Here is a 24,277-nt window from a genome sequence, read left to right as displayed (position 1 = left end):
TATTTTAACTATCAGATTGATTGTATATTTTTTTATTACAAACCATATCATTAATAACTTCTGCAACTTCATAGAAACTATTTAATTGCTCTTCAGAAATATTTTTCCGTATGGTTTCATTAAATAATAACACCTTTTCTTTTGAATACTCTCTTTTTTCAATTCCAAAATCTGTGAGCGATATAATAACGCCTCGTCCATCATTTGGGTTAGGTTTTCTGGTTATTAAACCTTTCTTTTCCATAGTCTTCAGAGTTCTAGATAAACTAGTAGCTTCCATTCCCATTTTTGGACCTAATGCAGTAGAGGGTGTTCCTTTTTCGGGATCTATACTTAATAAGGTGAAGCCTGTTGCCATGGTGCTTCCAAATTTTGAAGCTTCTTCATTGTACATTTTTTGAACAGTTAACCAAGTAGTTCTTAGTACATAATCAATGGTTTTGTCTTTCATGTTTGTTGATTGGTGAGACCAAATATAATAAAAAAATACTATGCGTGCATAGTATTTTTTAGTAAATTGTATTTACTTTACTTAAATAAAGAGAAATAATTTGTTTAATCGCCTAATTTACCATTGATAGCGGCTATTACTGCACCAATAATGGTAGTCATAACAACTGATATACCAACATCTAAAGCAGCTAATTGTAACTCCGCTCCAGGAATCATAGCCATATTAAAGAAATTGTAAAATAATCCAATAAAGAGCCCTATAATGGCACCTGCTTTAGCTCCAGTAGCAGCTGTTGTTATTTGTGCCCATTTTGTATAAATGTAAGCAACAAACAATCCAAAAGTAATGCAGCCAAGAAAGATAAATAGCATTGTACTTCCGCTTTCTTCTGGTTGAGGAAAAACATCTTTAAAAATGATACCATAAAAGAGCCATCCTAAAAGGAAATCAACAATACCTCCCGCAATACCCGATACTAAGAAATTTTTAGTTTTCATTTTATTAGTTTTAATTGGTTATGTCTAAATATACTAAAAATTGATTAACTTATTAAATGTCATTGAATTACGGGTTATTTAAAGTGGTTTTATTAAAAGAGATTGTGTTCTAAGAAGGGCGATAAATTTGTTCAATTAAATGTGCATACATTTTTTTGATAACATCTCTTTTCATTTTCATTGTTGGTGTAAGATGACCTGAATTTATTGACCATTCTTCAGGAGTAATTTCAAACTTTTTAATCTGTTCCCATTTACCAAATTTCTTATTGCATTTATCAACTTCTCTTTGGATGCGTTTCTGAACAATTTCAGATTTTGCAATATCCTCAAAAGAAGTTCCGACAGGGTGATTTTTACGTTCAATCCATTCTTGTACAAATTCAAAATTAGGCTGAATTAAAGCGGCAGGCATTTTTTCACCTTCACCAATAACCATTATTTGTTCAATAAAACGGGATTGTTTCAAATCATTTTCAAGAAGCGTAGGAATAATATATTTTCCACCAGAGGTTTTGAACATTTCCTTTTTACGTCCTGTAATTTTTAAGAAACCATCGGCATCAATTTCACCTTTATCTCCTGTATGAAAATAATTACCAGTCATGACGCTAGCTGTTTTTTCAGGATCTTTATAATAGCCCATCATTACGTTGGGACCTTTAATTAAAATCTCACCATCTTCAGCAATTTTAACTTCAACATCGTCAATTACTCTTCCAACATGGCTAATTTTCCAACCTCCGTTTCTTCTATCACTAGCAGAAACTCCGGGTGAAGTTTCTGTAAGTCCGTAGCATTCCATAATTGACATATCTGCTGCACCAAAAATTCTTCCTAACCTAGGTTGAAGTGCTGCACTACCAGATGCCATAAATATAATATTTCCACCAAGGGCAGCTTGCCATTTACTAAAAATTAGTTTTCGTGCTATTGATAATTTTAAACCATATAAGAACCCATTTTGTTTATAGGGTTTAAATTGAGCTCCTAATTCTACTGCCCAAAAGAATAGTTTCTTTTTAAAACCAGTTAAATCAGCACCCTTGTCCATAATTTTGTCGTAGACTTTTTCTATAAGCCTAGGAACAACTGTCATGGTATGGGGTTTTATATCTTTAGCATTATCACCTATTTTATCAATAGATTCAGCATAATAAGTTTCAATACTTCTATACTGGTATAAGTATGTAAAAACACGTTCGAAAATATGACATATAGGTAGAAAGCTCAAAGCTCTTGCATTTGGCTCTAGTGGAAATCTATTACTAGCAGAAATCACATTAGAAACAATATTATTATGAGATAACATAACACCTTTTGGTTTTCCTGTGGTTCCAGAAGTATATATGATAGTTGCTAGTTCCTCAGGTTTGACATTATGCTTTCGTTTTTCAACTTCATTTTGATTTGCATCATCTTTACCAAGTTCTAGCAATTCAGAATAATGCTTACATCCTTTTATATGATCAAAAGAATAAACGTCTTTAATACTAGTGCTTTCTTTTACTTTATTAATTTTTTCAAGAACTTCTTCACAAGACACAAAACAGTATGTAGATTCGCTATGATTTAAAACATACTCATAATCTTCTGCACTAATAGTTGGATAAATAGGAATGTTTTGTGCTCCAACTTGCAAAATTCCAATATCTACAATATTCCACTCTGTTCTGTTAGTAGAAGAAATAACAGCTATTTTATCATTTTTATTAATCCCTAATTTTAATAAAGCTCTACTTATTGCATTAGCCTTGTCAAGATATTCAGCAGTTGAAGTTTTAACCCAATTACCTTTATACTTAGTCACAAGTGAGGCTTCTAAAGGATGATTGTTTAATTGGTGGTACGGAAAATCAAATAATCTTGTAATCTCTTTCATAGGGAATTTTTAAAAGCAATAATGCAAAATAGGGAATAAATAATGATTTTCAAATAATACATTTTAAAGGACGTTCAGTTTATTTTCAAAATAATTCAAAAAAAAGAGTGTAGCATATTTTCTTTTTACGAATAAGTGTTGAAAATTATAAACTCAGAATACTTTTTTATTATGAAAACACTTTTTCGTTAATTATTCTTTAGAGGTTGAAATTAAATGTTGAATAATTCTTATTTTTTTAGGCTTTAATTCAAACGTTTTCGTGAATAATATCTATAAGTAAATCTCTGATTTGTTGGGTTTAATGATAATTGTCATGTTTTTTAAAATAGCCTGTTTTTATCTTTGGATAGTCAAATAAAGACATAGATTTTACAAAATATAAATACAAAATAGAGATGAAAGTAAAACAGTTTAAACCAGGAATTTGGAATGAAGGTATTAACGTTAGAGATTTTGTAATCAATAATGTAACACCTTATTACGGTACAGATGAATTTTTAGTTGGCCCAAGTGTAAAAACTAAAAGTTTATGGGATATATGTAAAGCCGCGACAAAAGAAGAACTCAAAAACAATGGTGTTCTTGCTTTAGATACTGAAACAATCTCAACAGTTAGTGCATTTAATGCAGGATATATTGATAAGAAAAATGAAGTTATTGTTGGGTTACAGACTGATGAGTTATTAAAACGTACCATGAAACCTTTTGGAGGTTTTAAAGTGGTACAAAAAGCATTGGCAGAACAAGGTGTAAAACCAAACGATAACCTAACTGAGTTGTTTTCTAAATATGTAAAAACACATAATGATGGTGTGTTTTCAGCATATAATGCAGAGATTAAAAAATTCCGTTCTTTAGGATTTTTAACAGGTTTACCAGATAACTATGCACGTGGTAGAGTTATTGGAGATTACCGTCGTGTAGCACTTTATGGTATTGATTTTTTAATTGAAACTAAGAAACAAGATTTAGCAAATATTGGTGGACCAATGACAGATGCTGTTATTCGTTTACGTGAAGAAGTATCAGATCAGATTAAAGCCCTCAAGGAAATTATTACTTTAGGTAATAAATATGACTTAGAATTGAATCGTCCTGCAGAAACTGCAAGAGAGGCGGTACAATGGACATACATGGGGTATTTAGCTGCTGTAAAAGAGCAAGATGGTGCTGCAATGTCGCTTGGTAATGTATCTACATTCTTAGATGTATATATTGAAAACGATTTACAAGAAGGATTAATTACTGAAGAAGAAGCTCAAGAATTTATTGATCAATTCGTCATGAAATTGAGAATGGTACGTCATTTAAGAATGAGTGCTTATGATGAAATTTTTGCTGGAGATCCTACATGGGTAACTGAGGCTATTGGCGGTATGTTTGATGATGGAAGAACCAAGGTCACTAAAACGTCTTTCCGTTTCTTAAATACACTTTACAATTTAGGAGCTTCGCCAGAACCAAATATGACGGTGCTATGGTCTAAAGATTTACCACAGAATTTTAAAGATTTTTGTTCTAAAGTAGCCATTGACACCTCTTCAATTCAATTTGAAAATGACGAAATGATGCGAACTAACAGAGGTTCTGATGATTATGGTATTGCATGTTGTGTGTCTTATCAAGCTTTAGGTAAAGCTATTCAGTTCTTTGGAGCACGTACTAACTTAGCTAAAACATTGTTATTGGCTATTAATGGTGGTAAGTGTGAAATCACAGGAACACAAATGGTTGATGGCATTGAGCCTTGTAATTGTGAGACATTAGATTTTGATAAAGTCATGGCTAACTTTAAAATTGCTATGAAAGAAGTAGCACGTGTGTATAACGATTCTATGAATATTATCCACTACATGCACGATAAGTATTACTACGAAAAAGCGCAAATGGCTTTAATTGATACTAATCCAAGTATTAATATTGCTTATGGAATCGCTGGGTTATCAATTGTAGCAGATTCATTGTCAGCAATTAAATATGCTACAGTAAAACCAATTAGAAATGAAGACGGTTTAACTGTAGATTTTAAAATTGAAGGCGAATTTCCTTGCTATGGTAATGATGATGATCGTGTGGATACATTAGCTGCAAATGCGGTTGCTGATTTTAATGATGAATTGAAAAAATTACCAGTATATAAAAATGCAGAACCTACAATGTCTGTGTTAACAATCACATCAAATGTGGTATATGGTAAGAAAACAGGAGCAACACCAGATGGTAGAGCAAAAGGAATTCCGTTTGCACCAGGGGCAAACCCAATGCACGGTAGAGATTCTCAAGGCGCAATTGCGTCATTAAATTCTGTTGCTAAAATAGATTATAAAGATTCTCAGGATGGTATTTCAAATACATTCTCGATAGTTCCAAAATCTTTAGGAACTGATTCAGAAGAACGCATTGAAAACCTGTCATGTATTTTAGATGGCTATTTCTCTAAAAACGCACAACACGTTAACGTGAATGTTTTAGATAAAGAAACCTTACTAGATGCTATGGAACATCCAGAAGAATACCCACAGTTAACCATTAGAGTTTCTGGATACGCGGTAAACTTCGTGAGATTAACAAAAGAACAACAAATGGAAGTGATTACTAGATCTTTCCACGAGTCAATCTAAACACTCTATTTATATTTTGTATGCATCTGAAGAGGGAGTGTGAAAAGCTTTCTTTTCAGATGCTAATTTTTAAAGAGACAAATCATCAAACATAAAGATAACATATTAAGAGTGCATTCCATTGAATCCTTTGGAACGCATGATGGCCCTGGTGTAAGAATGGTAATATTTTTACAAGGATGCAAACTAAAATGTTTGTATTGCCACAATCCTGATACTATTGATACGCATGGCGGAAAAGAGTATCACATTGAAGAATTAGTTCAAATGGCAATCAAGGAGAAACCTTATTTTGGAAAAAGAGGAGGCGTTACTGTTTCTGGTGGAGAACCTTTATTACAATCCAAAGAGTTGGTGCCTTTTTTCAAAAGATTAAAAGAAGAAGATATTCATACTAATATTGATACTAACGGAAGGGTTTTAAATCATTTTTCTGAAGAGTTATTAGATAAGTATGCCGATTTAGTGATGCTAGATATTAAGCACATGAATGAGGAAGGTTACGAATACATCACAGGTCAAAAAAACAAAGAAACAACATTCAATTTCGCAAAGCATAGAGAAGCTTCAGGTAAAAAAATGTGGTTACGCTATGTATTAATTCCTGAAATAACTAATACACCTGAGTTGCTTCATGCCATGGGCGAACATTTTAAAGATTATAATACTATTGAAAAAATAGAATTACAGCCCTATCATAAGTTAGGTGTCCATAAATGGGATGCTTTAGAATGGGATTATCAGTTAAAAGATGCCAGAGAAAATTCGCCAGAGGAAATTGATGCAGCTGTAGCAATTTTGAAACAATATTTTAAGGAAGTAAGAGTGAATTAATTGAGTGCTTTATAGCAAAACTCAAATAACAAATAATTATGAGTACACAAAAATTAAAAAATCGTTGGTTAATAGCAGCATCAGCTGTGGGAATACATATTTCTATAGGGTCTGTATATGCCTATTCGGTAATGACAAACCCAGTAAAAGATATATTTGATGTTGATGGAAGTGTCATTAAATGGGCATTTAAAATTGCCATTTTATTATTAGGTTTATCAGCAGCATTTTTAGGAAGATGGGTAGAAAAAGTAGGACCCAAAGTTAGCGGAACAACCGCAGGTATATTTTATGGTTTAGGTATTTTAGGTTCAGGATTAGCAGTTCAATTAGAATCGCTATGGCTATTTTATTTATGCTATGGTGTTATTGGTGGTATTGGTTTAGGTCTAGGATATATTACGCCGGTTAGTACTTTGGTAAAATGGTTTCCAGACAGACGTGGTTTAGCCACAGGAATGGCGATTATGGGCTTTGGTTTTGCAGCTTTAATATTTGGACCTGTTATGCAGTCACTTTTTGATTCTGTTGGTGTTTCAAATGCCTTTTACATTTTAGGATTAATTTATATGGTGCTTATTTTATCTTCTGCAAGATATATTGAAAGACCGCCAGAGGGCTATTTACCAGATGGTTTTAAACCAGGAGAAGGTAAAACTATTAAAAAAGATATGGCAAATATTACGGCTAATGAAGCTTTGAAAACACCTCGTTTTTACTACATCTGGGTTATGATGTTTATAAATATTGCATGTGGTATTGCAATTATTTCAGCAGCAAGCCCAATGATGCAAGAGAAATTGAATTACACACCCATGGAAGCGGCGGGAATTGTAGGTTTAATAGGTGTATTTAATGGATTAGGCAGAATTATGTGGTCTACATTATCAGATTATTTAGGACGTGCAAATACGTATATCATATTCTTTGTATTCCAAATTTTAGCCTTCTATTTCTTACCACAAATAAGTATGGAACTAGCATTTTTAATAGTCTTGTTTACTGTAATAACGATGTATGGTGGTGGTTTTGCAACCTTACCAGCCTTTTTAGGAGACTTGTTTGGTACTAAACAATTAGGAGCAATCCACGGTATGGTATTAGCAGCATGGGGCTTAGCAGGTGTAGTAGGGCCAACTATTTACGACATGGTTAAAAATGCAACAGGTTCTTTAGATACAACACTTAAGGTCTTTGCTGGGTTATTTGTTATTGCGTTATTGGTGTCTTTATTAATGAAGCGTACTGTAGTGAAAGCGTATAGAAAAGAGGAAAAAGAAGCAGACGAGAAGTTGAAATTTGCTTAAAAATATTTTTTTTAGTATTGTTTGTATTGGTCAAAAAGCCCCGAAATGGATATTCATTTTAGGGCTTTTTATCTATAATTATTGTTTCTCAATCCACAATTTTGCATTAACAAAAGCCTCTAACCAAGGCGATACTTCATCTTTACGTCCATCAGGGTAATTAGCCCAATTCCATTGGAACGTAGAACGCTCAATGTGTGGCATCGTTACTAAATGACGGCCTGTTTTATCACTCATCATAGCGGTGTTAAAATCTGAACCATTAGGGTTATTAGGATACCCTTCGTAACCGTATTTAGCAACAATATGATATTTGTCTTCTGAGTATGGTAAACTAAATTTTCCTTCGCCATGCGAAATCCAAACCCCTAATTCTGTACCTGCTAGACTAGATAACATAACTGAATTATTCTCTTGAATTTTTACAGAAGTGAAAGAGCTTTCATGTTTATGCGAATCGTTATGATGCATCTTACCGTGGATTTCATGGTCTGGATTAATTTCCTCTAATTCCATGAATAACTGACAACCATTACATATTCCAACAGACAACGTGTCTTTTCTATCAAAGAAATTCTTGATGGCTTTATTTGCTTTTTCGTTGTATTTAATAGCGCCTGCCCAACCTTTAGCAGAACCTAATACATCAGAATTAGAGAAACCACCAACGGCTCCTAAAAACTGAATATCTTCTAGGGTTTCACGACCAGAAATTAAATCGGTCATGTGTACATCTTTCACATCAAAACCAGCTAAATACATAGCATTTGCCATTTCACGTTCAGAGTTACTTCCTTTTTCACGAAGAATAGCTGCTTTTGGTCTTGTGTTTCCAATAACAGGTAACTTTCCAGTAAAATGTTTTGGGAATGTATATTGTAAAGGTTGTTTTTTATAATTGTCAAATCGGTCTTTTGCTAATCCATTTGCAGTTTGTTTGTTATCTAATAAGAAAGAGGTTTTATACCAAACATCTCGCATTTCAGCAACATCAAAAGCGAAAGTGTCATCGCCATTTTTAATATTTAAGTTTCCAGAGTTATTTACTGAACCAATATTGAAAAATTCGATATTATTTTTAGATAAAATAGCTTCTATTGAAGCATCAGCTTGAAAAACAAGTCCTGAATTTTCAGCAAATAAAACTTTTATAGAATCATCTTCTTCGCTCAATTTAGAAATATCTAAATCAGCACCTAAATCTACATCAGCAAAACACAATTCTAAAAGCGTTGTAATTAATCCACCAGAAGCCACATCATGTCCTGCAACAATTTTATCATCAACAATTAAAGATTGTATCGTATTGAAAACAGTCTTAACATATCCCGCATCTTTAACATTTGGCGCATCATTTCCAATGGTATTTAAAACTTGGTTGAAAGAACTTCCGCCCAATTTAAATTCATCCCGCGAAACATTAATATAGTAAATATTACCCCCTTCTTGTTTGAAAACAGGTTCTACAACTTTAGAAATATCATTACAGTTAGCGCCAGCTGAAATAATAACAGTGCCAGGGGAAATTACATCCTCATTTGGGTATTTCTGTTTCATAGAAAGGGAATCCTTTCCTGTAGGCACATTAATGCCTAAATCTATAGAAAATTCAGAAATGGCTTGAACAGCTTCGTATAAACGCGCATCTTCACCTTCATTTTTACAAGGCCACATCCAGTTTGCAGATAAAGAAACCGATTGTAAACCATCTTTTAAAGGCGCCCAAATCAAGTTAGTTAAAGCTTCAGTAATTGAGTTTCTGCTTCCTGCAACCGGATTAATTAATCCAGAAATAGGCGAGTGCCCAATAGATGTTGCTACACCTTCTTTTCCTTTAAAATCTAGTGCCATAACACCAACGTTATTCAACGGAATTTGTAAAGGTCCAACACATTGTTGTTTAGCAACTTTACCACCAACACAACGGTCTACTTTATTAGTTAACCAATCTTTACAAGCCACAGCCTCAAGTTGTAACACTTGATTTAAATAGATGCTTAAGTTTTTGGTTTTATATCTTGGGTTTTTATAATTTCTAACAATCGTATTATCCGTTAAAACTGTTTTTGGCGAACTCCCAAACATATCTTCCATTGCTAAATCCATAGGCTTGTTGCCTTTGGTTTTAGATTGAAACGTAAAACGGTCATCGCCAGTAACATCTCCAACAGTGTACATTGGCGAACGCTCTCGGTTAGCTATTTTATTAAGTGTCTCCACATGTTTTTCGGCAATCACTAAGCCCATACGTTCTTGCGATTCATTACCGATTATTTCTTTATCAGATAAAGTTGGGTCTCCAACAGGAAGTGCATCCAAATCAATTTTTCCGCCAGTATCTTCAACCAATTCAGATAAACAATTTAAATGGCCACCAGCACCATGGTCATGAATAGAAACAATAAAATTCTCATCACTTTCTACCATACCACGAACCGCATTTGCAGCACGTTTTTGCATTTCTGGGTTAGAACGTTGTACGGCATTTAATTCAATTCCAGAAGCAAACGCCCCAGTATCAGCTGATGATACCGCAGCACCACCCATACCTATACGGTAATTTTCGCCACCAAGAATTACAATTTTATCGCCAGTTTTTGGTGTATCTTTTAAAGCCTGTTCAGCCTTTCCGTAACCAATACCTCCAGCCTGCATAATCACTTTATCGAAACCTAATTTTCTTGCTTTTGAGTCGCTAGAAGACGGGTTCTCATTATGCTCAAAAGTTAAAACAGAACCACAAATAAGCGGCTGCCCAAACTTGTTTCCAAAATCAGATGCACCGTTTGATGCTTTAATTAAAATATCTATGGGTGTCTGATACAACCATTTTCTAGCCTCAAATTTTTGCTCCCAAGGCCTGTTTTCTTCCAAACGCGAATAACTGGTCATATAAACCGCAGTTCCTGCTAAAGGCAAGGATCCTTTTCCACCAGCAAGTCTATCTCTAATTTCGCCACCAGCACCAGTTGCAGCACCGTTAAAAGGCTCAACGGTAGTAGGGAAGTTGTGTGTTTCAGCTTTAAGCGAAATCACAGAATCAAAATCTTCAGTAGTGTAATAATCAGGAACATCCGCACGTTTTGGCGCAAACTGTTCCACTATTGGGCCTTTAATAAAAGCCACATTATCTTTATAAGCCGAAACAATGTCGTTAGGATGTTGTTTCGATGTTTCTTTAATTAATTTGAAAAGCGACGTTGGTTTTTCCTCTCCATCAATTACAAACGTCCCGTTAAAAATTTTATGTCTACAATGTTCCGAGTTTACTTGCGAAAACCCAAACACTTCAGAGTCGGTTAAGGGTCTGCCAATTTTCTTCGCCACACCATCCAAATAATCAACCTCCTCATCACTTAACGATAAACCCTCCTGTTGGTTATAAGCCGCAATATCGTCAATATTTAAAATTGGTTCAGGTTTAATATCTATCGTAAAAGAGTCTTGATTTAAACCATCAAATTTCTCCGAAATCATCGGGTCGAAATCGGTATAATCGTCTGCAACCGCTTTAAATTCCTCAATCCTGATGATGTCTTGAATTCCCATATTTTGGGTAATCTCAACTGCATTGGTACTCCAAGGCGTAATCATTGCTGCACGCGGGCCAACAAAAAAAGCATCCAATGATGCTTGCTCAATTTTAGGCTGGTTGCCAAAAAGCCACGTTAATTTCGAAATACTTTCGGTAGATAATTCTTTTGTTGTTTGAACAGCAAATACTTTGCCGGTTACGTTTCCAAAGAAATGAATCATTAGGTCTTAATTTGTGAGTGTTTAAAGAAAGTGCAAAAATACACTTTTTTCACGATTCAAAGTTGTTTTTTTTATGAAACCAGAAGCTGTTATTAACAGTATTTTCAACAAGTATTTTACTCTTTCGGGGTACTCAAGATAAACTTTTTAGAAGTCCTAAAGGCTACCGCTAAGTTATACTTATTGGCGGTAATATTACTTTTTGTTATAACTATTCCTTACTTATTCTTACCGCTACTAGTTTTGAAAACTAGCGGGAGCGGGGGGGCATTACTCAACCCGTGTTTTTGTCATTCCTGCGAAGGCAGGAATCCATTTTTTTAAATTTCTATTAATTAGATTCCTGCCTTCGCAGGAATGACAGAATGCTTAAATGTTTATATCATTTGTTAATTGTAACGCCCCTAAGTCGAGCTTAGCTGTAGAGGGGAATTTCCAAAATAGGTAATAACGAGCAATTACTTATAGTCATTGTTGTAACCAGTTATTTATTATTCAGTTTTTGCTTAAATTCCAATATTTCAGACAAATAAATTTCGTTAAGAAACTCATTGTATAGATCATCTCTTTTATAATGCATACTATTTTCTGCTTTTATAATATTCTCTTTTGCTTTTTCGGTTTGCCCTAGTCTTTGTTGAGCTTTAGCTATTCCAAAATAGGATTCAGGAATACTTTCGGTTTGCTTTAATGCTCGCTGAAATTCGGTAATTGCTTTTTCATAATTCCCAAGTTTGTATTCACAAAGTCCGAGATAAACGAAACTATGAATATCAGCCCAATCCTCTTTTTGGTTCTTAATATTACGATTAAATAATTCAATCGCTTTTTGATAGTCCTTTTTTCCGAAATAGCACTCTCCTCGCAAAAAGTCAATATCTTCCCCCAAAGGAGCGTCTACAAAATTTGGTGTTAGACTGTCAAGTCGGTCAAAATCAATGAGAGCATTGTCATAATCTCTTATTTTTCTTAATCTTATCCATCCCCTATAACCTAGATGAGATGAAGGATTTAATTCTACTGCTTTATTGAGGTATTTAAAACCAGTATGAAAATCCCCAGCTTTGTTAAATTTTACAACTGAATATTCCATATATTCATCACTATATCCTGATTCAAAATTTTCGATTCTATGAGATTTTTCTTTAGCAGTTTCAATCATTTCTTTCCCTTTGAAATGTCCATAGATTCCAATACAGATTATTAAAATCAATATGATGCCAATTACGATTCCTGCTATTTTAAAAAATTTCTTCAATTCTCCCGTCTTTTATTGTGAACCTTATCAAATAGTAAGTTTTTGTTTCTGTATCATTTTTCCATTTATTAAGTTTACTTGATACTTTCTCAAGCTTCTTTATCAGTTTACCATCGTTAAACTCGATAGGTTGGTAGTTTGTGTTAATTTGAAAATTCTCTTGATTACAAAAACTCCCGTACTTATCTAAATGCAATCTTAATGTTATAAATCCATTTTTTGGCTCAATATTATTTTCCGATTTCTTGATTTCAGCAAATGCTTTTCGGATTGTAAAATTCTCTCCTTCAATTCTTGTATTATGAGGTTTGCCAAATATAGTTGTAGTCCAGTAAGCAGAAGAGTGTTTTTCGCAGTCTGAAACCTTTCCAGAACAAGAAATTATTAATGAAGTTAAAATGATTGCAAAAAGCTTTTTCATAATTACTGGCAGCGGGTTTGTGTATGGTTAGTTGCGTGTTTAAGCAACTAATTTAGTAAACAAAAACGAACGCAAGAAAATTCCGAAGGAATTTTCCAAATAATCACTTGCCAAAGCAATTAATTATACACGTTGTTACCACACGTATTTTATTTACGAAATCCAAGTTCCCTCAATTTTATCTATTATCCATTTTCCGTTGTCATTTTTTTTGATAAAAATTTTAAAGCCGCTTCCGTTTAAAATTCCCATATTATAACCTCCATTCAGCACGCCTGAATTTTTAGTTTTGTCAAATATTATTCCACCAAACTGAATGATTGCTGCAATAAAAAAGTCATATTCAGTTCGCCAAAATTCACGTCCATTTGGGAATTCCGAGCGATATTTGAATTTAAACTTTTCATTGTTTGATTTCAGTCTATTAAGGTCAATTTTATATTTTTCAAATCCACCAATAGAATCAGAAATGACTAAATATATTAAAGCATTATCTCTTTCCAGAGAGTCTTTTTTTCTTTCCCATTTTTTAATATCGTTTTTATACTTGTCAGTTTGTTTATAGTCCTGAATTCCTTTGTCAATGTCGTTTTTATATTCTTCTTTTTGGAAAAATTCGGGTGGTGGCGGTGGTGGTGGGGCTAGTCTTTTCTCGTAGTAGATTGAATCTAAGATTGCAGGAAATATTTCGTAGAAAACGGTTTGTTCAAATTCACTTTCACTAATAGCTTTTTCTTCTTTGCAATTCCAGAAAAACATGGTCAAAATCGAAAGTGTGAATATTGATATTAGCGTTTTTCTCATATGTGTGGTAACGGTTTAGTATATGAAAAGTTGCGTGTTAATGTGCGTCACTTTTCGGTTTAAAAAACAAACAAAACAGAAAAGATGGAACATAGAGAAAAGAACAGAAATAGCAATTTTTTATATACATTGTTGTGCCACGTTTTTTATTCGGTTATTGATTATTTAGATTCTTTAAATGAAAAGTATCCTTATTTACAGCCTTTTCATTCAGAGTATTTTTGGTGGATGAATCTATATCTTTTATGCGCTTATGGTTTGATGTATTATGGTGTTGGTCTGATTCTTTATTATGAGTTTTATCTTTAGAATTATTGTATGCATAAACAGAAAAAACAAGTCCAACAACTGAAACCAAATAAGGAAGCCAACCAGTTTTAGACTGAAACCAAGAAATGTGTAAATCGTATTTTTCTTTTTGCAGTTTCTTGTCAAATAATGATTTTTTATGAATAAGGTAATCATCCCAACTTTTAAATTGAGCAACGTGATAACCATATTCATTAATTATATAAATGTCCTTTGTGTGAGATACAAGACCTTGACTTAATAGATAGCTTAATCTCTGTTGTTTTTCGCCGTCAGAAGCTCTTTGCTCTCGGTTAGAAACAGTCGATTTATAATCAGATTGATTTACAGGATTTTTACTAGCTTCCTGTAATAATTCAAAAGTCTTTTTCTCCATATAGAGCGTTTTTCAAATGTGGCACAACTCGTTATACAACTACTTTTATGACTCATATCCCCTGAATTAGTCAGGATAAAGTTAATTTTTGGTCATTATCATCACGTAAATATAATTAATTTTTCCTACAAACAAAACCAAAAAATCCTGATAGTTTTCTATCAGGATTTTTTCAATGCTTTTTATGATAATAATGAGATTTTAAAACAGCACTTCGACTGCGCTCAGTGTGACAAGAAATTAAGCTTTACGCTCCAACAATGCCATATAAAAGCCATCAAACCCAGATTTATGCGATAATAGTTTTTTGTCTTTTAATAATTTGAAATTGGCACCAGCTTCTGAGGCTAAAAAGGTTTTAACTTGCTCTTGATTTTCAGATGGTAATACGGAACAGGTTGCGTACACCATTTGACCACCAGCTTTAACCATTCTTGAATATTGTTGTAAAATGTTTTGCTGTGTTTTTTTTATTTTATCAATAAATTCGGGTTGCAGTTTCCATTTGGCGTCTGGGTTTCTGCGTAAAACACCTAATCCAGAACACGGCGCATCAATTAAAACACGGTCGGCTTTATCGTATAATTTTTTAACGGGCTTTGTAGATTCAATAACACGGTTTTCAATGTTATGCGCTCCGTTTCGTTTTGCACGACGTTTTAATTCGTTTAATTTATTGCCATAAATATCCATAGCAATAATTTGCCCTTTGTTTTCCATTAAAGCGGCTAAATGCAATGTTTTTCCACCTGCACCTGCGCAAGTGTCTACAACACGCATACCAGGTTTTACATTTAAAAATTCGGCTACTAATTGCGAGTTTGCATCTTGAACCTCAAAGTGTCCGTTTTTAAAAGCTTCGGTTGAAAACACATTGGCGCGTTCTTGTAATTTTAACGCACTTGGATGCTCTTTTAAAAATTCGGTTTCTATATCTAAATCGAATAGCGTGGTTTGCAGTTTTTCTTTAGTGGTTTTAAGGGTGTTTACTCTTAAAATTACATCGGCTTGCTCATTTAGTGCAGCAATTTCTTTGCTCCAAAGGTCTTTTCCTAATTCTTTTACCCCAATTTCGTCCATCCAATCTGGGATAGATTCTTTAAACTTTCTGTTTTTTGAAAGCTCGTCATAACGTCCTTTTATTTTACGTAATGGTGTGCCTTCAAAATATTTCCAATCGGGTAATTTTATGCCTTTTAATGTTGCCCAAACGGCAAACATACGCCATAGATTATCACGATCATAGGGTTCTTTTACTTCTGCAATTTCTGCGTATAAACGTTTCCAACGTACCATATCGTAAGTGGTTTCGGCAACAAAACCTCTATCGCGTGAACCCCAACGTTTATCGCGTTTTAATAGTTGTTGTATAACCTTGTCGGCGTACTTGCCTTCGTTGAAGATTAGGGTTAGGCCGTCTATAACTGCAAAGCAGAGGTTTCTGTGTAATCGCATTTTTTAGTTCTCAGTGTTCAGTATTCAGTAAGCAGTCATTGACATTAAACTGAATTTGAACTTTATAAATTATAAGGATGCAAAGGTACGGTTTAAAATTGTTTAATTGTGGATTTGTTTATGGGTTTAAATGGTGGGCTGTTTGTTATACCTACGTTAGGAGACAGCTCTTTGTATTGTTCTGTGATTTATTGTTTTACTAACGTTCGATATTGTGTTTTTCTTCTGTTCATTTTGCTTTGATAGACTATTTAGCTTGAAATGTCTGGGAGGTATTTCAAGCTAAATACTAAAACCAAAAAATCATGTTTAAGCCAGCGGCATTTATTCATTCTTTTTTAGAATGCGCTTCTTGTTCTCGGAGCTTTTTAAATCTATTCTGCGAATTGAATGGGGTGTTGATTTATATGTTAGGGTTTGGTTTAATTCTTATTTCCTTTTTTTTTCTAAAATCATATCAAGAATGAGTTTTCCCCCTCCAAGGAGGGGATTAAGGGGTGGGTTTTTAAGTTTGTAATTTATTTCTGTACATTGCTTACTCCGTATAGTTTCCCCTCCTTTGGAGGGGCTAGGGGAGGTTTTTGCGTTAAGGATAGCAGTGGATAGCCCGCAGCCCGACGTAGGAGGTGTGAGGACTTGGAACGGAAAGCCTGACCCCGACCATAGGAGGGGTAACGCCCAAATAATTTTTAAACGCAAGTTTTAATTTTTTTTAGCATCTAAACTAGAAAAGTTTTCATCAAAGCTTAGCTTTGATGCATCATTTGAAATTGTTATTCTCGCGAAGGCGCGAATCTATTAAGTTTAACACCGATTATTTGACTGAAAACGAATTTATTGAGGGATTGAAAAATCATAACGCTAATGCGTATGGTAAGTTGTTGGATGATTTTCAGCAGAAAGTGTTTGCGACTTGTATTTCGTTTGTGCCTAATACCGAGGATGCGGAAGATGTTGCGCAGGAGGTGTTTTTGGAGGTGTTTAATTCGATTGGGAAATTTAAGGGTAATTCGAAATTATCGACTTGGATTTATAGAATTGCAACTAACAAGTGTTTAGAGTTTATTAGAAAACGGAATACAAAAAAGCGTTTTGCATTTTTGCAATCTATAATGGGAAATGAAATACCGATGGATAAAACCAAATATTTTACAGAAATGAACCATCCTGGGGTTTTATTGGAGAATAAAGAGAAAAGTGAAACGCTTTTTAGGGCTATTAATAGGCTACCAGAAGCGCAGAAAGTGGTATTTACATTAAGCAAAGTGGATGGGATGAGTTATCAGGAAATTTGTGATATTACCGAGAGGAGTTTATCGTCTGTAGAATCATTAATGTTTCGAGCAAAAAAGAATTTACAGGTTTCTTTAGAGAAATTTTATAAAAGTGAAAAGTAACGCAAGTTTTAAAAAAAAAATGCATCTAAAATAATATAACACCATAAAATGGACAAAAATAAAAACATACAAAGTAAAATAGATAGCACGCTAAGTGCCATGGATACTATTGAAACTGTAAGCGTGTCTCCTTTTTTTAAGGATAAAACCATGCAGCGTTTATTTGCAGAAAAAGAAGAAGCAAGCACAGTTTGGAATTGGTTTACTCCTAAATTGCAATTAGCAACTTTAGTTTGCGTAGTTGTTTTAAATGTGATTGCGTTTACTAAGCTTGACGACTCATCTTCTTACGATGAAAATGTGAGTGAGTTTGCTGAGTCTTATGGATTATCAATTTATAATGATGAGACATCAATTTTAAATTAATTTAACATGAAACATACAAAGTTAAAAACTCAAAATTTAAGCACTAATAATAATTGGATGTTACATGAGTCCATTGAAAAATAATAAAAACTATCTCATGAATAAAAATTTACTCTTATATATTTTACTTGTCTTTTTAATTGTTGTGAATGGTTTTTTTCTCTATAATTATTTAGGACGTGGAGAACAGGAACAAGAGCTACAAGAACGGAAACCTCCTATAGCTTTTTTGGGAAAGGAACTTGGTTTTGATGATGCGCAAAAAGAGGAGTTTAGAGCTTTGACTAGAACACATCGTAGAAAAATGCGTGGTATTTCTGATGATATTCGTGGTTGGAAAGATGATTTGTTTAAAGGGTTATCTGATGATTCTTTAACGGATATAGACACAGAAGCTCTTGCTTATTTAATTGGACAAAGTGAGGCCGCTAAGGATTTAGAAGTGTTACGTCATTTTAAGCAAGTTCGGGAGTTATGTAATGACCAGCAAAAAGAAAAATTTAGTAAAATTATAAAGGATGCGTTAAGGCATGGTTCAAGGGAACAAGGACCGCCGCCAGAAGGAAGACCTAATAGAGATAGACCGCAACATCCAGATAGACCAAATGGAAATCGACCGCCTAGATATTAGAAATTCATTTTATTCAATTAATTGATTAAACTTTTTGGAATAATCAAGGTCAAAAACAGAAACTAAATTATAACTCCTTATGAACCTTAAAATTAAAATTGCTTACTTATTAATTTTTAGTATTTCATTTTCATGTGCAAATGATGACGTTGAATCAATGGATTCTGATAAAGATGATGAGATGTCTCAGCATAGTGATTCTCCAAATATTTTGTTGATTATTGCTGATGATATGGGATTAGATGCTACGCCAGGATATAATTTAGGTACTGTTAAACCTAATATGCCCAATTTGCAGCATTTAATTAATACAGGCATAACGTTTAATAATGTGTGGTCTAACCCAGTATGCACACCAACAAGAGGAACTATACTAACAGGAAAATATGGTTTTAGAACAAATGTGTTGAATGTTGATGATAGGATGTCTATTTCTGAAACCTCATTACAAAAACACTTGGATAATAACGCTACTGGATATAGCCACGCTGTAATAGGTAAATGGCATTTGTCTAATGATGCTAATCACCCTACTAATATGGGAGTTGGCTATTATGCAGGTATACTAGGCGGAGGTGTGCGATCATATTCCAATTGGAGTTTAACCGAGAATGGTGTCACGGCATCTTCTAATGCGTATACAACATCAAAATTTACTGATTTGGCTATTGATTGGGTAGGTAAGCAAGTACAGCCTTGGTTTTTATGGTTAGCATATAATGCGCCGCATACACCATTCCATTTGCCTCCAAACGATTTGCATAATCAAGATGGCTTACCATCAGATCAGGCAAGTGTAGATGCTAACCCTTTACCTTATTACATGGCTATGATTGAAGCTATGGATACCGAAATAGGCAGACTTATTAATTCAATGACTGAAGCAGAAAGAGATAATACCATTATTATTTTTATTGGTGATAATGGTACGCCTAATAAGGTTGTTCAAGATTACCCTTCTCGTAGAGCTAAAGGCTCAGTCTATCAAGGAGGTGTTAATGTACCGATGATAATTGCAGGAAAAAATGTGACAAGAATGAACCAAACAGAAGATGCTCTTATTAGTACAACAGATTTGTTTGCTACAATATCAAACATTGCTGGTGTAAGTTCAACAACCATTAATGATAGTAACAGTTTTAAAGAGCTGTTTACCAGTGCCAGTTCAACTAACTCAAGGGAATATGCCTATACCGAAATAGGTAGCGATATAGCTTCTGATTATACGATTAGAAACACCACGCATAAGTATATTCTTTTTGATGATGGGTCTGAAGCGTTTTACAATCTGAGTGTAAATCCTCTTGAAGCTCCCAATTTATTAAATACAAATCAATTGCCTTTAAGTGATGAAAACAGTGCAGTAAAGGATAATTTAACTTCGAAACTAATTGATATTAGGCAATAAGTAATTTGTTTAAATAATATAAGCCTCGTGAATTTTCATGAGGCTTTTTTTTGGCTTTTATTTAACAAAATGATGCACAAGTTTAAAAAAGAGAACGCATCTAAAAGTTCATAACAATAAAAAATAAAAAAATGAATAAAGGGTTTAAAACAACAGTATTAGTTTCTGCAGTCATGCGATTTATGTCGAAAAAATCTTTTGAATAGTCTGAAAACAAATAAGAAAATAATATTAAAAAACTAAAAATATGAAAACAATAAATTCAATTAAAACGGTAGTTAAAGCATCCATATTTCTATTTCTCGCATTATGGATTATTGGGTGTAGTAATGACGACACAGCAGAACAGGAAATAATGGAAGAGGAAGAAGAGCAGGAAGAAGTTACTATTGATGATACAGATTTTGAAGCCACGGATTGGACAACGGAAACACACACTAAAGATGTAGATCCTAATTTTAATGAAGTTTTTGAAGACCATGCAGTAAAAAGACTAGACATAGTCATCACAGAAACGCGTTGGCAAAGTATGTTGGATGATATGGCAGCAAATTATGGCGCTTTTGGTGCAGGTGGTGGCCGCCCCGGAGGAGGTTTAGTTGAAACCGATGAAAACCCAATTTTTGTTCCAGCAGAGGTGTTTTATAACGATAAACAATGGTATAGAGTAGGCGTTCGTTTTAAAGGCAACTCAAGTTTACAATCGAGTTGGAGAAATGGTATTTTAAAATTATCATTCAAATTAGATTTTGATGAGTTTGAAGATGATTATCCACAAATTGATAATCAACGTTTTTATGGATTTAAAAAATTAAGCCTTAAAAATAATTATGATGATAGATCTATGTTGCGCGAAAAAGTTGCTGGCGATGTTTTTAGAAATGCTGGGCTTGTTGGTTCGCATACGGCATTTTATACACTTTATGTTGATTATGGTGATGGTCCTCAATATTTTGGATTGTATACCTTGGTTGAAGAAGTTGATGATACTGTTATAGATGAACAATTTGCTGATGATGACGGCAATTTGTACAAGCCAGATGGCGATGCAGCCAGTTTTGCGGCAGGAACTTTTAGTGAAGATGAATATGTTAAGAAAACGAATGAGGATGAAGCTGATTTTTCAGATGTTCAAGCACTATTAAATATTATAAATGATGATTTAAGAACCACTGATGCTGATACTTGGAGAGCAAATCTAGAAACTGTTTTTGATACCGATGTGTTTTTAAAATACTTAGCAGTTAATACTGTCATTCAAAATTGGGATACTTATGGACGTATGACACATAATTATTTTCTTTACAATAACCCAGATACTAGCAAATTAACTTGGATTCCTTGGGATAATAATGAAGCACTTCAAGATGGAAAAAGAGGAGGTTCATTAGCCTTAGATTTTTCAGATTTAAACACTACAGAATGGCCAATAATTGGTAATATGTATCAAGATGAAGTATATAAAGCTAAATACAAAAACTACCTTCAAGAGGTTGTTGATGGTGCTTTTAATGTTAGTAGTGTTCAAGTACTTTACGATTTGTATGCCGCTTTAATCGAGCCTTATGCAATATCTGAAATTGATGGGTATACGTTTTTAAATTCTAGTTCAGATTTTCAAGTAGCGATTAATCAGTTGAAAACCCATGTGTCTTCTCGTACTTCTGCAGTAAATGCATATTTAAATGAATGAGTAATAGTTAGATTTAGTAGGTTTTAAAAAAAGCTTAGTTTAAATCACGAGGCTTTTTATTTATAGAACGCAAGTTTTTATCAAATTAAAGCATCTAAAAAAATATAATGTAAAAAAGTAATACCATGATAAACAAAAATTTTAAAATAGTAATTAGTGCGTTTGCAATGTTTTTATGTCTAGGTGTTTTTGCTCAAAGACAAGGAGGGCCACTAAGAGACGGGCAAGGTAATAGAGATGGAGGCCAAAGAGGCGGACAGCAACAACGCGAAAAACCTGATGCATCCAGAATATTAGCAATGTTAGATACTAATGATGATGATAAGATTAGTAAAGAAGAAGCGAGTAAAGCTAAAAGAGGTAAATTATCTGATAATTTTGATATAATCGATGTAAATGATGATGGGTTTTTAGTTTTAGAAGAATTAGAAACCTTCTTTGAGAAAGGGAAATCTAAAAAAGTTTCACCTGAAAAAATCATAAAAAAAGCAGATAAAAATGATGATGGACTATTAAGCGAAGAAGAGTTAAGTTCTAAACGTAATCGTCATATATTAAAGAATTTTAAAGCTATTGATACAGATATGAATAGCCAAATTAGTTTAGAAGAGTTGAAGGTGTTTTTATCTGAAAGTAAAAGAAGAAAACCTCAAAGTAGAAACTAATTATAATAAATCGTGAAAAAAATATATGTAATATTTAGTGTTTTTACCATAATCGTTGTACTAAGTTGCAATAGTTTTAAAGGTTCAAATGCACATACACACGAAAGCCAAGACATGCACTATCATGGCGCAAATTCACATTCGCATTCCAAAAAAAAGGAGGTAAAGTTGAGTGGTTATTTTGGAGACTATAGTTTAAATGATGAAAACTTTGGAACTAAAACAACTGTAATTGTAAATGATAAAACACGAAAAATGGTTACTAATGCGTTGCCAAATCATAAAACAGGTGAATATCCAAGAAAAGGAAATCCAAATACTATTTCTGCTCAAAAACGAACGTATAGTTTTCCTGTAAACCCAAAATTTACTGGAAATCCTAAATGGGTTAGAGAACCAGGAGTAGCATTAAACGGTGTAAAATTTGAACCTGGAACTGCTGAGGTTGTGGCATGCGATACCGGAGAGAATTATCGTGTTGAGGCTTTCCAAGAGTTGATTAATTTAGGGTTAGATTTTAATAATGCACACGTACAGCCCACAGGCGCGTATCATTACCACGGTGCACCAACTTCGGTGATAGAAAAATTTGATTCAGGAAATGATTTGGTTCATATTGGTTTTGCTCATGATGGTTTTCCAATGTATTTTTCTAAAATTGGTGCGTATAAGCCTAGTTATGAATTAATTGGAGGTTCTCGTAAGGGGGAGGCCTGTACTTATGAGACGAGACGAAATGTAAGAGATATTTCAGTTGATGGACATCATGATGGCACCTACACTTCAGATTATGAATATGTTGATGGTTTAGGAGATTTAGATGAATGCAACGGCATTGCTATTGATGGAAAGTATATGTATTTAGTTACTAATGAATTTCCTTATGTAAGTAGATGTTTGATGGGAGAAGTTATTCAAGAAGAGCGCAAAGGTAGACTAACTATTACTCAGTTATTTGAGCGCATGAATTCAAATAATGATGAAAAAATTTCTAAAGCCGAAATAAGAGGGCCATTAGCATCTCAATTTTCAAAAATAGATAATAATAATGACGGTTTTTTAGTCCAATCTGAGTTAGAAAATATGTCTAGATTAAATCGAATTCAAAGACGAAGAGAATAATTTTTGATTTTTTTCGCAAGTTTTTTAAAAAAGGAGCATCTAAATAAATAGCCCAAATATATAAGCATGAATTCAAAACAAAAAAGATTGTTAAAGCTACTTTTAGTCATAGTTGTTGTTATTTTAGGATTAAATATTTTAATGATTTATTTGTGTTTTAATAAATAGGATTGTTTAAAAACAAAATTTAAAGAAAAAGAAACCCATGAAAAAGTTAATAAAATCAACAGTACTATTATCAAGTACTTTTATGTTAATGCTATTTTTTGTTATGTCTTGCAGTAGTAATGATGATTCTGACACCATGAAAGTAGAGGAGCAAGAAGAGGTTATGGATGAAACAGATTATGATATTAGCAGTATACTGTCAAAATTTGAAGGCACAGGATTATCTTATGCAGTTAATGGAAATATTGTAACATTCACGACAGCAGATCTGCCAAATCATACAAGCCCGTATTGGCCAACCGATAATCCACTTTATGAAGACTATAATGGTACAAATTTAAGCTTTCGTCAAAACCCGAATGAAATAGCAGAACAAAACATTGTTTTTACCATAACCTTAAATCCAGAAGAAGCCACAAATAAACAAGCAACACCGCTTGGGCCAATTGGTATTTCAAGAAATGGCGTAGTATTTTTTAATCAGTATGCTGGTCCAGATCAGCCTTTAACTAATGAAATTAATTCTTTCGATCAGTATTTAGGACATCCAACAGGCAGAAGTCAGTATCATTATCATATAGAACCTACATATTTAACAGATCAATTTGGAGATGATGCCTTTTTAGGATTATTGGCTGACGGATTTCCAGTTTATGGTCCTGTAGAAAATGGAGTTATCATAACGAATAGTGATTTAGATGTTTATCATGGGCATACTGGAGTAACTCCGGACTTTCCTGACGAGATTTATCATTATCATATTACAAGCGAAGACCCATATATAAACGGTAATGGCTATTTTGGAACACAAGGAAATATTTCTCGTTAATTGAAATTAAAGCATTTATAT

The 24,277-nt window shown here is 33.5% G+C and carries 20 protein-coding genes; 11 read left to right on the top strand and 9 right to left on the bottom strand.

The genetic code is table 11. The features are described from left to right. Nucleotides 1-4 precede the first annotated feature (4 nt). From Q0870_RS03445 to Q0870_RS03435, 3 genes are all read right to left on the bottom strand, one after another. A complete protein-coding gene (locus tag Q0870_RS03445) occupies nucleotides 5-451 on the bottom strand; it encodes a MarR family transcriptional regulator (protein ID WP_298551106.1) in 447 nt (148 codons plus the stop codon). A 104-nt stretch (nucleotides 452-555) separates the two neighbouring features. After that, nucleotides 556-951, bottom strand: coding sequence for a DUF1761 family protein (locus tag Q0870_RS03440; RefSeq protein WP_298551104.1), 396 nt, complete (start codon nucleotides 949-951; stop codon nucleotides 556-558). Between the two features lie 109 nt (nucleotides 952-1,060). Next, nucleotides 1,061-2,833 (bottom strand): long-chain fatty acid--CoA ligase, encoded by a 1,773-nt coding sequence (locus Q0870_RS03435; RefSeq protein ID WP_298551102.1) that lies wholly within the window; start codon nucleotides 2,831-2,833, stop codon nucleotides 1,061-1,063. A 398-nt stretch (nucleotides 2,834-3,231) separates the two neighbouring features. Here Q0870_RS03435 and pflB point away from each other — a divergent pair, with 398 nt between their 5' ends. The 3 genes from pflB (at nucleotide 3,232) to Q0870_RS03420 (ending at nucleotide 7,598) form a co-directional block, all read left to right on the top strand. Then, a complete protein-coding gene (gene pflB, locus Q0870_RS03430) occupies nucleotides 3,232-5,457 on the top strand; it encodes a formate C-acetyltransferase (RefSeq protein ID WP_298551100.1) in 2,226 nt (741 codons plus the stop codon). A gap of 111 nt (nucleotides 5,458-5,568) precedes the next feature. Continuing rightward, nucleotides 5,569-6,291, top strand: coding sequence for a pyruvate formate-lyase-activating protein (gene pflA / locus Q0870_RS03425; protein WP_298551099.1), 723 nt, complete (start codon nucleotides 5,569-5,571; stop codon nucleotides 6,289-6,291). 38 nt (nucleotides 6,292-6,329) lie between these two features. Further along, on the top strand, nucleotides 6,330-7,598 hold the full coding sequence (locus Q0870_RS03420) for an OFA family MFS transporter (protein WP_298551098.1): 1,269 nt from the start codon (nucleotides 6,330-6,332) through the stop codon (nucleotides 7,596-7,598). A 78-nt stretch (nucleotides 7,599-7,676) separates the two neighbouring features. On the opposite strand, the gene purL is transcribed toward Q0870_RS03420, so the two are convergent. The 6 genes from purL to Q0870_RS03390 form a co-directional block, all read right to left on the bottom strand. Then, nucleotides 7,677-11,354, bottom strand: a complete 3,678-nt coding sequence (gene purL / locus Q0870_RS03415; protein WP_298551096.1) for a phosphoribosylformylglycinamidine synthase — start codon at nucleotides 11,352-11,354, stop codon at nucleotides 7,677-7,679. A gap of 484 nt (nucleotides 11,355-11,838) precedes the next feature. Continuing rightward, a complete protein-coding gene (locus Q0870_RS03410) occupies nucleotides 11,839-12,612 on the bottom strand; it encodes a tetratricopeptide repeat protein (protein WP_298551094.1) in 774 nt (257 codons plus the stop codon). Continuing rightward, nucleotides 12,596-13,033, bottom strand: a complete 438-nt coding sequence (locus tag Q0870_RS03405) for a hypothetical protein (protein WP_298551092.1) — start codon at nucleotides 13,031-13,033, stop codon at nucleotides 12,596-12,598. The genes Q0870_RS03410 and Q0870_RS03405 overlap by 17 nt, the downstream gene beginning before the upstream one ends. Before the next feature lie 153 nt (nucleotides 13,034-13,186). Further along, nucleotides 13,187-13,837 (bottom strand): hypothetical protein, encoded by a 651-nt coding sequence (locus tag Q0870_RS03400; protein ID WP_298551090.1) that lies wholly within the window; start codon nucleotides 13,835-13,837, stop codon nucleotides 13,187-13,189. Nucleotides 13,838-13,991: 154 nt separating this feature from the next. Further along, nucleotides 13,992-14,522: a hypothetical protein gene (locus Q0870_RS03395; RefSeq protein ID WP_298551088.1), complete on the bottom strand. Its 531-nt coding sequence runs from the start codon at nucleotides 14,520-14,522 to the stop codon at nucleotides 13,992-13,994. A 240-nt stretch (nucleotides 14,523-14,762) separates the two neighbouring features. After that, entirely contained in the window at nucleotides 14,763-15,977 is a 1,215-nt protein-coding gene (locus Q0870_RS03390) for an RsmB/NOP family class I SAM-dependent RNA methyltransferase (RefSeq protein WP_298551086.1), read from the bottom strand. A gap of 818 nt (nucleotides 15,978-16,795) precedes the next feature. Here Q0870_RS03390 and Q0870_RS03385 point away from each other — a divergent pair. From Q0870_RS03385 to Q0870_RS03350, 8 genes are all read left to right on the top strand, one after another. Beyond that, nucleotides 16,796-17,374 (top strand): RNA polymerase sigma factor, encoded by a 579-nt coding sequence (locus Q0870_RS03385; RefSeq protein ID WP_298551084.1) that lies wholly within the window; start codon nucleotides 16,796-16,798, stop codon nucleotides 17,372-17,374. Nucleotides 17,375-17,422: 48 nt separating this feature from the next. After that, the gene (locus tag Q0870_RS03380; RefSeq protein WP_298551082.1) at nucleotides 17,423-17,740 is read left to right on the top strand and encodes a hypothetical protein; all 318 of its coding nucleotides are present in this window, start codon (nucleotides 17,423-17,425) and stop codon (nucleotides 17,738-17,740) included. Between the two features lie 97 nt (nucleotides 17,741-17,837). Continuing rightward, on the top strand, nucleotides 17,838-18,371 hold the full coding sequence (locus Q0870_RS03375; RefSeq protein ID WP_298551080.1) for a hypothetical protein: 534 nt from the start codon (nucleotides 17,838-17,840) through the stop codon (nucleotides 18,369-18,371). Between the two features lie 79 nt (nucleotides 18,372-18,450). Then, nucleotides 18,451-19,779 carry a sulfatase-like hydrolase/transferase gene (locus tag Q0870_RS03370; RefSeq protein WP_298551078.1) on the top strand — a complete coding sequence of 443 codons (1,329 nt, stop codon included), beginning with the start codon at nucleotides 18,451-18,453 and terminating at the stop codon, nucleotides 19,777-19,779. Nucleotides 19,780-20,026: 247 nt separating this feature from the next. After that, nucleotides 20,027-21,472, top strand: coding sequence for a CotH kinase family protein (locus tag Q0870_RS03365; RefSeq protein WP_298551076.1), 1,446 nt, complete (start codon nucleotides 20,027-20,029; stop codon nucleotides 21,470-21,472). 125 nt (nucleotides 21,473-21,597) lie between these two features. Next, entirely contained in the window at nucleotides 21,598-22,137 is a 540-nt protein-coding gene (locus Q0870_RS03360; RefSeq protein WP_298551074.1) for an EF-hand domain-containing protein, read from the top strand. A gap of 12 nt (nucleotides 22,138-22,149) precedes the next feature. Next, nucleotides 22,150-23,259, top strand: coding sequence for a YHYH protein (locus Q0870_RS03355; protein WP_298551073.1), 1,110 nt, complete (start codon nucleotides 22,150-22,152; stop codon nucleotides 23,257-23,259). 205 nt (nucleotides 23,260-23,464) lie between these two features. Next, nucleotides 23,465-24,256: a YHYH protein gene (locus Q0870_RS03350; protein ID WP_298551071.1), complete on the top strand. Its 792-nt coding sequence runs from the start codon at nucleotides 23,465-23,467 to the stop codon at nucleotides 24,254-24,256. Nucleotides 24,257-24,277 lie beyond the last annotated feature (21 nt).

It is taken from the genome of uncultured Algibacter sp. (genome assembly GCF_947487575.1).
GTDB lineage: Bacteria > Bacteroidota > Bacteroidia > Flavobacteriales > Flavobacteriaceae > Algibacter_B.
Note: the sequence above shows the minus strand (reverse complement) of the source record. Positions and strands in the feature narration are given on the sequence as shown.

What these genes read in the sequence shown, in the direction of transcription:
- Q0870_RS03400 (WP_298551090.1), bottom strand. Translation starts at nt 13,837, where the DNA reads ATGAGAAAAACGCTAATATCAATATTCACACTTTCGATTTTGACCATG.
- Q0870_RS03435 (WP_298551102.1), bottom strand. Translation starts at nt 2,833, where the DNA reads ATGAAAGAGATTACAAGATTATTTGATTTTCCGTACCACCAATTAAAC.
- Q0870_RS03370 (WP_298551078.1), top strand. Translation starts at nt 18,451, where the DNA reads ATGAACCTTAAAATTAAAATTGCTTACTTATTAATTTTTAGTATTTCA.
- purL (WP_298551096.1), bottom strand. Translation starts at nt 11,354, where the DNA reads ATGATTCATTTCTTTGGAAACGTAACCGGCAAAGTATTTGCTGTTCAA.
- pflB (WP_298551100.1), top strand. Translation starts at nt 3,232, where the DNA reads ATGAAAGTAAAACAGTTTAAACCAGGAATTTGGAATGAAGGTATTAAC.
- Q0870_RS03440 (WP_298551104.1), bottom strand. Translation starts at nt 951, where the DNA reads ATGAAAACTAAAAATTTCTTAGTATCGGGTATTGCGGGAGGTATTGTT.
- Q0870_RS03390 (WP_298551086.1), bottom strand. Translation starts at nt 15,977, where the DNA reads ATGCGATTACACAGAAACCTCTGCTTTGCAGTTATAGACGGCCTAACC.
- Q0870_RS03405 (WP_298551092.1), bottom strand. Translation starts at nt 13,033, where the DNA reads ATGAAAAAGCTTTTTGCAATCATTTTAACTTCATTAATAATTTCTTGT.
- Q0870_RS03420 (WP_298551098.1), top strand. Translation starts at nt 6,330, where the DNA reads ATGAGTACACAAAAATTAAAAAATCGTTGGTTAATAGCAGCATCAGCT.
- Q0870_RS03360 (WP_298551074.1), top strand. Translation starts at nt 21,598, where the DNA reads ATGATAAACAAAAATTTTAAAATAGTAATTAGTGCGTTTGCAATGTTT.
- Q0870_RS03375 (WP_298551080.1), top strand. Translation starts at nt 17,838, where the DNA reads ATGAATAAAAATTTACTCTTATATATTTTACTTGTCTTTTTAATTGTT.
- Q0870_RS03365 (WP_298551076.1), top strand. Translation starts at nt 20,027, where the DNA reads ATGAAAACAATAAATTCAATTAAAACGGTAGTTAAAGCATCCATATTT.
- Q0870_RS03445 (WP_298551106.1), bottom strand. Translation starts at nt 451, where the DNA reads ATGAAAGACAAAACCATTGATTATGTACTAAGAACTACTTGGTTAACT.
- Q0870_RS03380 (WP_298551082.1), top strand. Translation starts at nt 17,423, where the DNA reads ATGGACAAAAATAAAAACATACAAAGTAAAATAGATAGCACGCTAAGT.
- Q0870_RS03350 (WP_298551071.1), top strand. Translation starts at nt 23,465, where the DNA reads ATGAAAAAGTTAATAAAATCAACAGTACTATTATCAAGTACTTTTATG.
- Q0870_RS03395 (WP_298551088.1), bottom strand. Translation starts at nt 14,522, where the DNA reads ATGGAGAAAAAGACTTTTGAATTATTACAGGAAGCTAGTAAAAATCCT.